Here is a 15347-nt window from a genome sequence, read left to right as displayed (position 1 = left end):
GTGAGGACCTTATGGAATTTTTCAACAGCGCAGTCGATACTTTGCAGACGATCGTGGTCGGTCTGGGCGGTGCCCTGTGTGTCTGGGGCGGCATCAACCTGCTGGAGGGCTATGGACAGGATAACCCCGGCAGCAAGAGCCAGGGCGTGAAGCAGCTGGTCGCGGGCGGTGGCGTTGCCCTGATCGGCGTGACCCTTGTCCCGCTGCTGTCCGGGCTGCTGGGCTAAGCCCTGCATCGCTGCCCACAATTTTCCGAATAACGAACACTTAAAATCCTACTCCGCGCTCTCCCACCGAACCGGGAGGGCGCGGGAAAGGAGGTATCTTTGCTTGATTAGTGAGATCATCGAGAAATGGATAAAGGGCATTTTGATAGATGGCATCACGGGCAACCTCTCCGGCCTGTTCGACAACGTGAACGCCAAGGTGGGCGAAATCGCTTCGGACGTTGGTTCTACCCCGCAGGCATGGAACAGCGGCATTTTCAATATGCTGCGCAGTCTTTCCGAAACGGTAGTACTGCCCATTGCAGCGGCCATCCTTGCCCTTGTGATGTGCCATGAGTTTATCCAGATGATTACCGAAAAGAACAATATGCACGACTTCGATACTTCCATGTTCTTCCGCTGGATTTTCAAGTCTGCCTTTGCCATCCTCATTGTCAGCAACACATGGAATATCGTCATGGGCGTGTTCGATGCGACTCAGAGCGTTGTTAACCAAAGCTCCGGCGTTATCATCGGCGAAACGTCCATCCACTTTGACCGCCTGATACCCGGACTGGAATTTCAGCTGGAAAGCATGACCATCGGCAGTCTGCTCAGCTTATGGTTCCAAACCCTTGTAGTGGGCCTGACCATGAACATCCTGTCTATCTGTATTTTCCTTGTGACCTACGGCCGCATGATTGAAATATATGTGGTCACAGCGTTAGGCCCTATCCCGCTTGCCACCATGGGCAGCAGCGAGTGGCGCAGCACCGGGCAGAACTACTTGAAGTCTTTGCTGGCACTGGGTTTCCAAGCGTTCCTGATTATGATTGTCGTGGGCATCTACGCGGTGCTGATACGCAACATTTCGGGCGCGGCGGACATTGCCGGGGCCATCTGGGGCTGCATGGGCTACACCGTGCTGCTCTGCTTCTGTCTGTTCAAGACCGGCAGCATCAGCAAATCCGTGTTCGGTGCCCATTGAGAAAGGAGCGTTTGAATGGCGTATGTGACCGTTCCCAAAGATTTGACCCATGTAAAATCCAAAGTCTTATTCGGGCTGACCAAGCGGCAGCTGGTCTGCTTCGGCGGTGCGCTCCTCACGGGCGGGCCGCTTTATTTTTTGACCCGGAACTATCTTTCCAACAGCGCGGCGGCTCTGCTGATGATTTTTGCCATGCTGCCGGGACTGCTGTTCGCTCTGTTCGAGCGGCACGGCCAGCCCCTTGAAGTGGTGATTCAGCAAATGATTCAGTGCTGTTTCCTGCGCCCCAAGGAAAGGCCGTATCAGACTAACAATGCTTACGCCGCCCTTGTGCGGCAATACCAAATGGAACAGGAGGTAAAGGCCATTGTCCAGAAAAACGATACCCCGCGAAACCGAAAAGCCCAAAAAACTCACCCGCGCCCAGAAAAAAGAAATTGATGCCGTTATCCGCAAGTACAAGGGCGACGGCAAGCCCCGCACGGCACAGGCTACCATCCCGTATGAGGCCATCTACCCGGACGGTGTGTGCCGCATTGACCGGCGCACGTTCTCCAAGTGCATTGCCTTTGAGGACATCAGCTATCAGCTGGCTCAGCCGGAGACCCGGACCGCCATCTTTGAACACCTGTGCGACCTGTACAACTATGTGGATGCCTCCATCCATGTGCAGCTTTCGTTTCTCAATCGCAAGATTGACCCGGTGCAGTACGCAAAAAGTTTTGAGATCGCACCGCAGGGGGATGATTTTGACGACATCCGCGCCGAGTACACCGCCATCCTGCAAAAGCAGCTTGCCAGCGGCAACAACGGCATTGTCAAAACCAAATATCTGACCTTCACCATCGAGGCCGACAGCCCGAAAACGGCACGAGCACGTCTGACCCGCATTGGCCTTGACCTGCTGGGCTATTTCAAGACTATGGGCTGCGTGGCGCACGTCATGGACGGACAGGCGCGTTTGGAGGTGCTGCACGGCATCTTTCACCCGGACGGCGAACCGTTCCGCTTTGACTGGGACTGGCTGGCTCCCTCCGGCCTCTCCACCAAGGACTTTGTTGCGCCGTCCTCCCTCTGTTTCGGCACGGCCAAGACCTTTGGTTTGGGCGGCAAGTATGGAGCTGTGAGCTTTTTACAAATCCTTGCGCCGGAACTTTCGGACGAAATGCTGGCCGACTTCCTCAAAACGGAAAGCGGGATTCTCGTCAATCTCCATGTGCAGGCCATTGACCAGACCGAGGCTATCAAGACGATTAAAAGGAAGATTACCGACCTTGATGCCATGAAGATTCAGGAACAGAAAAAGGCTGTCCGTTCCGGGTACGACATGGATATACTCCCCAGCGACCTTGCTACCTACGGCGAGGATGCCAAAAAGCTGCTGAACAAACTGCAAACAAGAAATGAGCGATTGTTCATGCTGACTTTTTTAGTGCTGAACGTGGCCGACACCAAGCAAAAACTGGGCAACGATGTGTTCCAAGCGGCGGGTGTGGCGCAGAAGTACAACTGCTCCCTTGTCCGGCTGGACTACCAGCAGGAGCAGGGCCTTGTGTCCAGCCTGCCGCTGGGCATCAACCAAATAAAGATTCAGCGCAGCCTTACCACCTCCAACGTGGCGGTGTTCGTTCCCTTTGTAACGCAGGAGCTTTTCCAGAGCGGTGCGGCCATGTACTACGGCATCAACGCAAAATCCCACAACATGATCATGCTGGACCGCAAGCAGGCCCGGTGTCCCAACGGCCTAAAGCTGGGTACGCCCGGCAGCGGCAAATCCATGAGCTGCAAGTCTGAAATCGTCAGTGTGTTTTTAACGACTGCTGACGATATTTTTATTTCAGACCCAGAAGCCGAGTATTATCCGCTGGTCAAGCGGCTGCATGGGCAGGTCATCAAACTTTCGCCCACCAGCAAGGACTATGTGAATCCTCTGGACATCAACCTCAACTACTCCGAGGATGATAGTCCGCTTGCCCTGAAATCGGATTTTGTGCTGTCGTTCTGTGAGCTGGTCATGGGCGGCAAAACAGGTCTGGAAGCGATTGAACGCACCGTGATAGACCGTGCCGTGAAAGCCATCTATCGCCCCTATCTGGCAAACCCTTGCCCAGAGAATATGCCGATTTTATCCGACCTCCACCAAGCCCTGCTCGACCAGCACTTGCCGGAAGCGGACCGGGTGGCGCAGGCACTCGACCTGTATGTGTCCGGCTCGCTGAATGTGTTTAATCACAAAACGAATGTGGACATCCACAACCGGCTTGTGGCCTTTGACATCAAAGAGTTAGGCAAGCAGTTAAAAAAATTAGGGATGCTCATTATCCAAGACCAGATATGGGGCCGCGTCACCCAGAACCGCAGCCAAGGCCGGGCTACATGGTATTTTGCGGACGAGTTCCATTTGCTCTTGAAAGAAGAACAGACCGCCGCGTACAGTGCCGAGATTTGGAAGCGCTTCCGCAAATGGGGCGGTGTGCCCACGGGCGCCACCCAGAATGTGAAGGACCTTCTTTCTTCGCCGGAGATCGAGAACATTCTGGAAAACAGCGACTTCATCACGCTGCTGAATCAGGCATCCGGCGACCGCAAAATCCTTTCGGAACGGCTGAACCTCTCCGCAGACCAGCAGAAGTACATCGACAATTCCGAACCGGGCGAAGGACTGCTGATTTTCGAGAATGTGGTGCTGCCATTCTCAAACCCCATCCCCAAAAACACCCAGCTCTATAAAATCATGACCACCCGGCTCAGCGAGGTGGTGGAACTATGAGCCTAACGCATTTCAGCTTGTTTTCCGGCATCGGCGGCATCGACCTTGCCGCGGAAGCAGCGGGGTTTACCTCTGTCTGTCAATGCGAGTGGGCGGCATTTCCCGCCGCTGTGCTGGCAAGCCACTGGCCGGAAGTGCCCCGTTTTCAGGACATCACCACTGTAACAAAGGAGGCTTTCTTTGAAAAAACAGGACTTCGCACCGTCACCCTCATTTCAGGTGGCTTCCCGTGCCAGCCGTTCTCCACCGCAGGGCGGCAGCGCGGCTTCCACGATGAACGCTACCTGTGGCCCGAAATGCTGCGGGTCATCCGGGAATTGCAGCCCCGTTGGGTGCTTGGAGAAAATGTTGCTGGCTTCCTCCGTATGGGGCTCGACAAAACGCTCATTGACTTGGAGCTGGCAGGTTACGATGTTCGGGTTTTCGTATTACCTGCTGCTGCCGTTGGCGCGTGGCACGAACGGAAACGGGTATTCATCATCGGCTCCGCTGTTTCCCACGCCCCTTGCCAGCGACACCGGGGATGTGGGCAAGGGGCTGGACATCCAAATTTCTGCAAATGGCAACTACCGCAAGATGAACAAGGATGGCAAAGCATGGACGGCGCGGCTCTCTCATGTGATCTACCGTATGACACCCACCACGCTGGAAAAGCCCTATCTCAACCCGGACTGGGTAGAGTGGCTGATGGGTTTCCCGCGCAAATGGACGGACATTCCCTTTGGGCCGAAGAACCCGCCGACATCCCGCGCCTGACCGAAGATGTGCCGAACCGCAGCAAGCGGATGAAAACACTGGGCAATGCAGTTTCGCCGCCGCAGGTGTTCCCGATTCTCAAATACATTGCGGACATTGAAACGGGCCGCTGTCCGATGGGAGGTGAAGAACTTTGAAAGAATTGCAGGCAAAAGCCAAAGTCACCCAGACCATGACCCGTGACGGTCTAGTGGTGGAAAATCAGGCGGATGGTACTGTGGAGAATGTTTCCAGCCGGGAGGCGGAACAGGATTATTCCACGGATTCCGAGGGCAGGACCGAAAAAATACTGGAACGCACCGAGGACGTAAAGGACAAGCACAAGGCAAAGAAAAAAGCCAAACAAGCTGCGGAAACCGCCGAGAGTGAAGATGGTCTGCACCGTTCCGCCGCCCGTCTGGAACTGACCGAAGAAGAACGGGCAGACCCGGCGTTGCAGCCGTACATCCAAAAGGCGGAAGCGAAAGCCGACAAGCTGGATGCGGCCCGCGCTGCTTTGCCGAAAAAACGTGTCCCGGTCAAGGAAAAAATCTACGATGCCGCCAGCGGCAAGGCGAAATCCACCCTGCGTTTTGAGCAGCAGGACAAAGGCCCGCCCAGCCTGAAACCAAACCCGGCCAGCCGCCCGCTATCAGAAGCGTTGCTGTTCGCTCACGGAAAAATCCATGAAGTCGAACACGAAAATGTGGGTGTGGAGGGTGGCCACAAGGGTGAAGAACTGGTGGAGCATCAGACCGCCAAGGTCATCCGCAGCGGCATCCGGCACCACAAGATGAAGCCCTACAAGGCCGTGGAAAAGGCAGAGCGTCAGCTCATGTCTGCCAATGCAGAATACTTTTACCAGAAATCCTTGCGGAACAATCCGCAAATTGCACAGGCGGCCAGCAACCCCATTTCCCGGATGTGGCAGAAACGGCGTATCAAACAGCAGTATGCCAAAGCTGCACGGCAGGCCGGACAAGCCGCCGCGCAGGGTGCAGCCGCCACCGCAGAGAACGGTTTCCGGGTAACGAAGCTGGCGGCCGAGGGCGGCGAACGGGTAGCCGAATTTGCGGCCCGGAACTGGAAAACCATTCTGATCGTGGCGGTGTTCGGTCTGCTGGCTCTGCTCTTGATAACGGGTTTGCAGTCCTGCACCGTGATGGCAGGCACCGCTGGAACCGGCGTGACGGCATCCTCTTACTTTTCCAAGGACAAGGATATGCTGGGTGCAGAGAAAGCCTACGCCAAGCTGGAACAAAAACTACAACGGTATCTCGACACCTACGAGGCCACCCACAACTACGATGAATACCATTTTTATCTGGACGAAATCGAGCATGACCCCTATGTGCTGATTTCGATTTTGTCCGCGCTGCATGATGGTGTGTTCACACTGGCCGAGGTACAGGGCGAACTTGAAATGCTCTTTGAAAAGCAGTACATCCTGACCGAGACCGTGACCATGCAGATACGTTACCGCACAAAAATGATGGTCATTATTGGCCCGTATGGTGTGCCGCAGGTTATCACCTACCAAGAGCCGTATGAATACTACATCTGTACGGTCAAGCTGAAGAACAAGGATTTATCCCATCTGCCCGTGGAAGTACTGACCGAAGAACAGCTTAGTGCCTATTCGCTCTATATGCGCACACTGGGCAACCGGCCGGATTTGTTCGGGCACACGCAGTACCCCAATGCGTCTACCATCAAGCAGCCCACCTACTACGATATTCCCCCGGAAGCACTAAAGGATGATAGGTTTGCCGCCATGATGGAGGAAGCCACGAAGTACATCGGCTACCCGTATGTGTGGGGCGGCAGTTCGCCCAGCACCAGCTTTGATTGCAGCGGCTACATTTCGTGGGTGCTGAATCACTCCGGCTGGAACGTGGGCCGCCAGACCGCACAGGGCCTTTACAACCTCTGTACTCCTGTTTCGACGGCGCAGGTCAAACCGGGCGACCTTGTTTTTTTCAAGGGAACCTACGATACCCCCGGCGTGAGCCATTGCGGTATCTATGTAGGCAATTCCATCATGCTGCACTGCGGCGACCCTATCTCTTACACAAACCTCAACTCAAAATATTGGCAGGAACATTTTTACAGCTATGGGCGTTTACCGTGACGCCAGAAAGGATTTTGTATGGCAAAAAGACTTTCCCGCATTGAGCGCGATATTGAACGGCTCAAAGAAAAAATCTCTGAATACCAGCAGCAGTTGAAAGAACTGGAAGCTGCAAAGACTGAACAGGAAAACTTGCAGATCATTCAGCTGGTGCGCAGCATGAACATGAAGCCGGACGAGTTCGCGGCCTTCCTGCGCAGCGGTGCGCTGAACGCTGCGCCCACCGCCACCCCGTACCACAAACAGGAGGATGCCGCCAATGAAACCTGATTGGAACCGCCGTTTTGCAGCCGGGCTGCTGGCTGTCCTGCTCTGCCTCTGCTCCTTTTCCATGCCCGCTTTCGCAAGCGGTACTGACCCTGCCCCGGAACCTCTGCCGGAGATTATCGAAGAAGAACCCACCACGGGCGGCATGGAGCCGGAGGGTGTGCCCATCACGCCCAAGGGCAATGCAACACTGGTGGATGATTTTTATGGTGACAAGCAGCTTATTACCGTGACCACCAAAGCCGGGAATTATTTTTACATTCTGATTGACCGCGCCAACGAGGACAAGAAAACGTCCGTTCACTTCCTGAACCAAGTGGACGATGCCGACTTGCTGGCCCTGCTGGATGAAGAACCGCAGACCACCGAGGTCTGCACCTGCACGGTGAAATGTGAGGCAGGAAACGTGAACGAAAACTGCCCCTTGTGTGAAAAGAGCCTGCGGAGCTGCACGGCCCCGGAAACTGTGAAAACCGACACCGAAACGCCGCAGGAAAAGCCGAAATCCAACATGGGCAGTCTGATGATTCTGCTGGCGCTGGCTCTGGCGGGCGGTGGCGCGGCACTCTATTATTTCAAGTTCCGCAAGCCCAAGGCCGATACCACCGGGCACGATGATCTGGACGAATACGATTTTGGCGAGGACGAGGATGCAGACGAGCAACCGGCTGAAATCGAGATTCATTCGGAGAACGGACAGGAGGACGAAACATGAGCTTTCAGCTGGTAATTACCGAAAAGCCCAGTGTGGCCCGCAGCATCGCCGCCGTGATCGGGGCCACTGAAAAGCGAAACGGCTACTGGCAGGGCGGCGGGTATCTGGTCAGCTGGTGCATCGGGCATCTGGTGTCTTTTGCAGAGGCGGGCCAGTACGATGAAAAATACTGCAAGTGGCGGTATGAGGATTTGCCCATCCTGCCCCAGCCGTGGCAGTTCATTGTCCCGGACGAAAAGAAACAGCAGTTTGAAATCGTCCGCGCCCTGCTCAACCGCCCGGACGTGGACAGTGTGACCGCCGCGACCGACGCAGGCCGGGAGGGAGAACTTATCTTCCGTTTCGTCTACCAAATGGCCGGCTGCACAAAACCTGTGAAGCGGCTCTGGGTTTCCAGCATGGAGGATGCAGCCATCCGGGAGGGCTTTGCAAACCTGCGCCCGGATTCGGACTACGATGCGCTGTATCAATCGGCCCTCTGCCGTGCAAAGGCGGATTGGCTGGTGGGCATCAACGCAACACGGCTGTTTTCGGTGCTGTACCACAAGACCCTGACGGTGGGCCGTGTGCAGACCCCGACACTGAAAATGCTAGTGGACCGGGATGCAAAAATCCTGCGCTTCCAGAAAGAAAAGTATTATACGGTCGGCATCCAGTCCGGCAGCCTGAAAGCGGACAGTGTGCGTATTTCGGAGGCTGAAACCGCAAATTCTCTCAAAGAAAAATGCACGGGTGCAACCGCCGTCTGTACCTCTGTCAAACGAGAGAAAAAGACGGAACAGCCGCCCAAGCTCTATGACCTGACCACCTTGCAGCGGGAGGCAAACCGTTTATTTAGTTTTACCGCCAAGCAGACCCTTGACTATGCCCAGCAGCTTTACGAAAAGAAACTGCTGACCTATCCCCGCACGGACAGTCAATATCTGACCGAGGACATGGGCCAAACAGCACAACATCTTGTGGCTGACCTGCTGGGGCTGCTGCCCTTTGCCCAAGGGCTTGCGCTGACCCCGGATGTAGGCCGAGTGCTAAACAGCAAAAAGGTATCGGACCACCACGCCATCCTTCCCACCGCCGAATTTGCAAAGCAGGGGTTCACTGGCCTTGCCGAGAGTGAATGTATGTTGATGAACCTTGTCTGCTCCAAGCTGCTCTGCGCGGTGGCTGCACCCTATGAATATGAAACCGTGACCGCTGTGTTCTCCTGCGCCGGGAACGAGTTCACCGCCAAAGGAAAGACAATGCTTGTCCCCGGCTGGAAAGAGATCGACCAGCGGTTCCGCTCCACTCTAAAAGCCGATACCGAGGAAGAAGTTTTGAACACCCTGCCGGAACTGGCCGAGGGGCAGAGCTTCCGTGTAACTTCTGCTGTGTCGGAACATTTCACGTCCCCGCCGAAAGCCTACACCGAAGATACACTCCTGTCAGCAATGGAGCGGGCAGGGGCCGAGGATATGCCGGAAAACGCAGAACGCAAGGGGCTGGGCACACCCGCCACCCGCGCCGCGATTCTGGAAAAGCTGGTGCAAATGGGCTTTGTGCAGCGCAAAGGCAAGCAACTTGTCCCCACCAAGGACGGCATCAATCTGGCGGTGGTTCTGCCGGAAAGTCTGACCTCTCCCGCTCTGACCGCCGAATGGGAAAATCGTCTGACCGAGATCGCCAAAGGCAGCGCAGACCCGGACGATTTCATGGCCGAAATTGAAGCGCAGGTGCGCCAGCTGGTCAAGACCTATTCTTGTATCAGTGCAGATAAGCAAAACCTGTTCCAGTCGGAACGGGTTATTATCGGCAAGTGTCCCCGGTGCAGTGAAAACGTCTATGAGGGCAAGAAAAACTTCTACTGCGGGAATCGTAGCTGTCAGTTCGTGATGTGGAAGAATGACCGCTTCTTTGAGCAGCGTAAAAAGGCGTTCACCCCGAAAATCGCCGCTGCTCTGCTCAAAAACGGTAAGGCAAAGGTCAAGGGCCTCTACTCCGAAAAGACAGGCAAAACCTATGATGCAACGGTGCTTCTGGCAGATACGGGAGGTAAGTACGTCAATTACCGGATAGAGCGCAAAGAGTAAGGCAAAAATACGAGGGCCGGTTATGGTAAGGTGAAGCATTCATTTTGCCATAACCGGCTCTCTCTATCCGTAGGATAGCAAAAAAAGGAGTGTGACCAAATGAGCGAATTATTTTCCATCCAGCTGCAAAATCGGCAGCAGCAAGGCAGGGATGGCGTCTGGCTGGACCTGCCCACTACAACCGACCAGGTACAAGCGGCCCTGCGGCAAATCGGCATTTCGTCCGATAATCCGCAGGGCCTTTTCATTTCCGGCTACTTTGCCGAGGAAGAAAAGCGTTTTGCGATTCCCTACAACATGGTACTGGCATCCAATGTGGACGAACTGAACTTTCTGGCATCACGACTGGAAACACTCTCTACCGGGGAACGCGCAGAGCTGAACGCCGCCCTGCAAGCCCCGCAGAGTGAGCTTTTCAGCATCGGGAGAATCACCGACTTTCCCGAAAACGTGGACTACTATGTGCATCTGCCGGATGTGCACGGGCCTGCCCAGCTAGGAGATTACTACCTGAATCGCTCCGGCATGGTGGATATGCCGGAAGAATGGAAAGGCGGCATCGACACGGCGCAGTTTGGCCGGTATGTGGCCCAGCAGGAGCAGGGCGCATTCACCCAGTACGGCTACCTTGTCAAAAGCGGGGACGAATGGCAGAAAGTCTACGAGGGCCAGCCTGTGCCAGAGGAATACCGGGTGCTGTCTTTTCCTGCATCGGAAATCCTGCGGGATGCGGCCAACATCCCACCGCCGGTGCAGCCTGAAACGGAACCGCAGAAAGTTCTCCCCATTATCCTGAATGGTAAGGACAGCGCAGAGCGGATGAAAGAAATTACGGACCGACTGGAAACAGGGATTCAGCAGTTGTTCGACAGCGACCGCTACAAAGCCTACCTCACCACGATGGCGAAATTCCACAATTACAGCTTCAACAACACCTTGCTGATCGCCATGCAGGGCGGGCAGCTGGTGGCCGGCTTCAACAAGTGGAAAGACACGTTCCACCGCACCGTAAAGAAAGGCGAAAAAGGCATCAAAATCCTTGCCCCTGCGCCGTACAAGGTCAAGCAGAAGATGGAAAAGCTGGACGAACAGGGCAAGCCGATTCTGGACAAGGACGGCAAGCCGCTGACCGAGGAAAAAACGGTACAGATTCCGGCTTTCAAGGTGGTGTCCGTGTTCGATGTCAGCCAGACCGAGGGCGAACCTCTGCCCTCTATCGCGGTGAATGAACTGTCCGGCAGCGTGCAGGACTACCAAGATTTTTTCAAGGCATTGGAGCAGGCATCCCCGGTACCCATCGGGTTTGAGGACATCGAGGGCGGGGCGCATGGTTACTTTCATCTTCTCGACAACCGCATTGCCATCCAAGAGGGCATGAGCCAGTTACAGACCATCAAGACGGCCATCCACGAGATTGCCCATGCCAAGCTCCACGCCATCGACCCCAACGACCCGGAACAGACCAACCGCCCGGACAGCCGCACCCGCGAGGTGCAGGCCGAAAGCGTGGCCTATGCCGTCTGCCAGCATTACGGGCTGGACACGTCCGAGTATTCCTTTGGTTATGTGGCTGGGTGGAGTTCCGGCCGGGAACTGGCGGAACTAAAAGCATCTCTGGAAATTATCCGCAGCGCGGCCCATGAGCTGATCTCTGCGCTGGACGAACATCTGGCAGAACTGCGCCAGCAGCGGGAAGCAGACCTTTCCGCTGCACAGGAGGCCGCATTTGCGCTGGACGACGGCAGCACCCTGTTCATCCAGACCTGTGATTCCGGCTATGACTACACTCTGTATGACCCGGACAACAAGGCTCTGGACGGCGGCCAGCTGGACGCGCCCGGTCTGACCCTGTCGGATGCCGGGCAGGAAGCGCTTAACCTGCTGGGGCAGACAGCCAAGGTGTCGGAAGTTTTGTTGGGTTACAAGCTGGCGGTGTTCCAAGAGGCGGCAGAAAAAGCGAATGAAATTCCCGAACCTGTTAAAATTCCAGACCCAGCCGAAGAACCTACGGTCACGATTCTATGGAGCGAAAGTGACAAGCTGCAGGACGGCGAAATCATGCCGCTGTCCGTGGCGAATCGTGTTTTTGAAGAACTGGACACCGCCCAGCACACGGACCGGGAAAAGGACGGCTACACGGGCGGCTGGTACGACAAGACCGCATTCCGTATTGATTTTGCCCTGAACGGCCAGCTGGACAACTACGAGGGGCGGCAGGATTTCGGGGACGGGGACGGCTCCCTGATTCAGCACATCCAGAACTACCATGAATATTACACCAAAGATGAAAACTGGAAAAATTTTGTGCTGCACAACAAAGGCCCGGAAGCGTGGGAACAGGACAAGGCAGAGCGCGAAATGGTTCTGACCGAGTTTATCCCGTACCTCAAACAGCATTGCAACCTTTCGGCTATGGAGCAGACCGCTACCGCTGCTTTGCGGGAGGGACAGAACGCTTCGCCGGAACAGACGGCCTATTACAATGCTGTTGTTACCTATGTGCAGGACTGCCGCCCACTTCTCAACCAAGGCCAGTACAACTTGCCGGAACCGCCCAAGCTGGCCGACTTTGACCAGACCTTGCAGGACTATAAGGCACAGGTACAGGCCGAGATCGCGCAGGAAGCTGCCGATGCTGGAATGACCGTAGAGGAATACGCAGCGGCAGGCTTTGAAGCACCGCAGCAGGACAGCTTTTCCATCTACCAGCTGCGCAATGAAGATTCCACCCGCGATTACCGTTTTGAGCCCTACGACCGCCTGCAGGCCGCTGGTTTGTCCGTGGACAAGGCCAACTATACGGAGGTTTACGCCGCGCCGCTGGCTGCTGGCACCACGTTGGAGGACCTCTACCGCACGTTCAACGTGGACCATCCGGCAGATTTCAAGGGACACTCACTGTCTGTTTCGGATGTGGTGGTACTGCACCAGAATGGGCAGGACACCGCCCACTACTGCGACAGTGTGGGCTTCCAGCAGGTGCCGGAGTTCTTGCGGGAAAATCCGCTGCGTACCGCAGAACTTTCCACCGAACAAAACGAAAATATGATTGATGGCGTGCTGAACAATACGCCCTCTCTGGGCGAATTGGAGGCCAAAGCAAAAGCCGGAGAACAAATCTCTCTGACGGACCTTGCCGCCGCAGTCAAGGCCGAAGAAAAGGCACCAAAAGCCAAGAAGTCCCACACGGCCAAGCCGAAAAAGCCATCCATCCGGGCACAGCTGGATGCCGCAAAAAAGGAGCAGAGCAAGCAAACACCGCCACGGGAAAAGACAAAGGAATTGGAGGTATAAGCCGTGCAAAAATTTGAAAATATGGATGTGATCGCTGCGCTGGAAGCCATTATGCACCAGAACACCGCATACTATCAGAGCGATTTTGCCTATGACATCAAGATGCTGCGGGAGGCCGCCCGCAGCGACCAGCCGGAAGATAAGCTGCTGTTGTGGCTGTCCCGGCCTTCTGGAACATTCTGCTTCCGGGAACGGGACGTGCTGCTCAAAGACACGCAAGCCTACAACACATGGAAATTCTGCGGCGAACAGACCCATGACAGGATTCTTGCCTATGCGGTGGAGCTGACCGGCGCGGCCAACGGAACCGTGCAAGGCAATCTGTATGAACTGGACTATCAGCAGCACTTCCAGCACATCCGGGAAGTCGCCCTGCCCGTGGGTGCCAATCGTCTGATCTACGAAAGCGGGATGCGGGAGATTGGCCCGAAAAAGCATTTCGACAGCCGCCCGGACAAATATTTCGGGGAGTTCGTGCGGTATGAAATGCAGCCCCGTGACCCGGAACTTCTGCAAGCGGCCATCCGGCAGGAGCAGCGCAGCCGGGAACCGGCACGGCCCGGTGATTTCAAAGAACATCTTGCGGCACTGCACACCGGGCTGATTGAGGCCGAGGCCCAGCGCATTGCGGCAGACATGAAACGGCTGGCTGCTCCCAACAGCCCGGACAAGAATCATTTTATGGTGGAGGTATCGCCCTATTTTACCAAACTGGCATCCAGCCGGGACACGGACCAGCTGCTTGCCATGCTGCCGTACAAATCCATGCACCTTTCCAGCGTGAAAGACCGTTTCGGCATCTATGCGCTGGTTGACAAAAAGGAGAACCGGGACAGGGGCATCCGCAAGCCCCGTGCTTCCGTCCGCAAGCAACTTTCCGAAACAAAACAGGCCGCCAGCCCGAAAAAGGCAGCGGCCCGCAGCAAACAACATGAAATGGAGGTCTGACCATGAATTTCAGCGTGGAAGAAGAAAATTTGATCTGTATGTACCACACCTCTGACCGCCGCCGAACGATGGCGCGGATGCTGACCGCCCTGCCGGACATGGACACGGAAATGCGGCGGCTGGCAAACGGCACCATTGCAAAGTTGGAGCACATGACCGATGCTGACTTTGACGGACAGAGGTTTGATTTTACGGGTGAATAATACCGCCAGCTTAACAATGGCACATTATTTTCAGTGAAAGTAATGTGCCATTGTCAACACAGAAATAGCCGGACACGGTGGCCTTGTGGCTGCTGTGTCCGGCTATTTTCATGTATCAGTCTTTATCTTTTTTCTCGGTGGGATTTTCTGGCAGTTCGGCGGCATCTTCTACAATGTCGGTCACAAGCTGCTGGAAGTCAAACGCATTCTTTTCTGTGATAACGGGCTTGCCGGTTTCCGCTTCAAGAGCCTGCCGCGCAATGCCGGCCACTTTGCCGCCGCGTTTAGCAACCTGCTTGTTTTCTTCAAAGGTCTGCGGCTTTGCAGTCTTGGAAATATCCGTGGTAGATGCTTCCGCCAGCATGGTCAGCACAAGTTCCAAATCGGTCATGTTGTCCCGGAGATTTTCTTTTGTCAGACCTTTCAGCCGCTTGTACTGCCCCGTGGTCATGCCGGACCATGCGCGGGAGATTTCATCGGTCAGGATGGCGTACTCCTTGCCCTTTTGCACTCCGCGCTTCTTCCATTCGTCCGTTAGTTCGTTGCGGATGCGGATTGCCAAAAGCCGCTGGTGAATCCATTCTTCGGAGTAGCCTTTCTTCAAATAGGTATCAAGCGCACGGTCAATAGCTTGCTCCGGGTCGATGGTTTCTTCGATGCGTTCCTTGCCCACCATTGCCAGCCATGCCTTGAACGGTTCAGCTTTCGGGGACGGGATGGACTGGATGATACGCAAAAGCTGTTCGGTGTTGGCGACATCTGTCTTGTACCGTTTTCCATCAGAGGACAACATTTTCAGTTGTACGATTTTTTCGTACAACTCATTTGCCCCCTCAGCTTTCAGCTTACGCTTCAGGTCACTCCAATATCGCCGTGGATTGGCTGTTCCAGTTAAAACAGAAATAACATCAATAATCGAAAAATACCATTCTTCCTTTTCTGCATCCCATGCAGTACGGATTTTCTGATCTTCAAAAAGCTGGATAGAGCCGTTATCGTTCACTTCTGCCATAGAGGGTTC

General features: G+C 55.2%; 13 protein-coding genes. 12 read left to right on the top strand and 1 reads right to left on the bottom strand.

Features of this window, described 5'->3' with window-relative positions; translation table 11 throughout:
- The first annotated feature begins 11 nt into the window (after positions 1-11).
- The 12 genes from J3349_RS10810 to J3349_RS10755 all read left to right on the top strand — a co-directional run bounded on the left by J3349_RS10810 (position 12) and on the right by J3349_RS10755 (position 14326).
- On the top strand, positions 12-227 hold the full coding sequence (locus tag J3349_RS10810) for a Maff2 family mobile element protein (protein WP_005922889.1): 216 nt from the start codon (positions 12-14) through the stop codon (positions 225-227).
- A gap of 103 nt (positions 228-330) precedes the next feature.
- Positions 331-1194, top strand: a complete 864-nt coding sequence (locus tag J3349_RS10805; RefSeq protein WP_097785410.1) for a VirB6/TrbL-like conjugal transfer protein, CD1112 family — start codon at positions 331-333, stop codon at positions 1192-1194.
- 15 nt (positions 1195-1209) lie between these two features.
- Positions 1210-1635, top strand: coding sequence for a PrgI family protein (locus tag J3349_RS10800; RefSeq protein ID WP_154277769.1), 426 nt, complete (start codon positions 1210-1212; stop codon positions 1633-1635).
- The gene (locus J3349_RS10795) at positions 1562-3964 is read left to right on the top strand and encodes a VirB4-like conjugal transfer ATPase, CD1110 family (RefSeq protein ID WP_207677419.1); all 2403 of its coding nucleotides are present in this window, start codon (positions 1562-1564) and stop codon (positions 3962-3964) included. Before J3349_RS10800 ends, J3349_RS10795 begins: the two co-directional genes overlap by 74 nt.
- On the top strand, positions 3961-4857 hold the full coding sequence (gene dcm, locus J3349_RS10790; protein ID WP_207677418.1) for a DNA (cytosine-5-)-methyltransferase: 897 nt from the start codon (positions 3961-3963) through the stop codon (positions 4855-4857). The genes J3349_RS10795 and dcm overlap by 4 nt, the downstream gene beginning before the upstream one ends.
- The gene (locus tag J3349_RS10785) at positions 4854-6830 is read left to right on the top strand and encodes a C40 family peptidase (RefSeq protein WP_207677417.1); all 1977 of its coding nucleotides are present in this window, start codon (positions 4854-4856) and stop codon (positions 6828-6830) included. The genes dcm and J3349_RS10785 overlap by 4 nt, the downstream gene beginning before the upstream one ends.
- An 18-nt stretch (positions 6831-6848) precedes the next feature.
- On the top strand, positions 6849-7100 hold the full coding sequence (locus J3349_RS10780; RefSeq protein ID WP_117554029.1) for a DUF4315 family protein: 252 nt from the start codon (positions 6849-6851) through the stop codon (positions 7098-7100).
- Positions 7090-7812 carry a DUF4366 domain-containing protein gene (locus tag J3349_RS10775; RefSeq protein WP_207677416.1) on the top strand — a complete coding sequence of 241 codons (723 nt, stop codon included), beginning with the start codon at positions 7090-7092 and terminating at the stop codon, positions 7810-7812. Before J3349_RS10780 ends, J3349_RS10775 begins: the two co-directional genes overlap by 11 nt.
- A complete protein-coding gene (locus tag J3349_RS10770; RefSeq protein ID WP_207677415.1) occupies positions 7809-9881 on the top strand; it encodes a DNA topoisomerase 3 in 2073 nt (690 codons plus the stop codon). Before J3349_RS10775 ends, J3349_RS10770 begins: the two co-directional genes overlap by 4 nt.
- A gap of 99 nt (positions 9882-9980) precedes the next feature.
- Positions 9981-13175, top strand: coding sequence for a YodL domain-containing protein (locus tag J3349_RS10765; RefSeq protein ID WP_207677414.1), 3195 nt, complete (start codon positions 9981-9983; stop codon positions 13173-13175).
- 21 nt (positions 13176-13196) lie between these two features.
- Positions 13197-14123, top strand: coding sequence for a hypothetical protein (locus tag J3349_RS10760; protein WP_156071446.1), 927 nt, complete (start codon positions 13197-13199; stop codon positions 14121-14123).
- A gap of 2 nt (positions 14124-14125) precedes the next feature.
- Entirely contained in the window at positions 14126-14326 is a 201-nt protein-coding gene (locus J3349_RS10755) for a transposon-transfer assisting family protein (protein ID WP_005922868.1), read from the top strand.
- A 115-nt stretch (positions 14327-14441) separates the two neighbouring features.
- Here the strand turns inward: J3349_RS10755 and J3349_RS10750 are convergent, their stop codons facing one another.
- Positions 14442-15338, bottom strand: a complete 897-nt coding sequence (locus J3349_RS10750; protein ID WP_005922866.1) for a Bro-N domain-containing protein — start codon at positions 15336-15338, stop codon at positions 14442-14444.
- Positions 15339-15347: the final 9 nt, after the last annotated feature.

Origin of the sequence: Faecalibacterium sp. Marseille-P9590 (genome assembly GCF_017377665.1) — a bacterium.
Lineage (GTDB): Bacteria > Bacillota > Clostridia > Oscillospirales > Ruminococcaceae > Faecalibacterium.
Note: the sequence above shows the minus strand (reverse complement) of the source record. Positions and strands in the feature narration are given on the sequence as shown.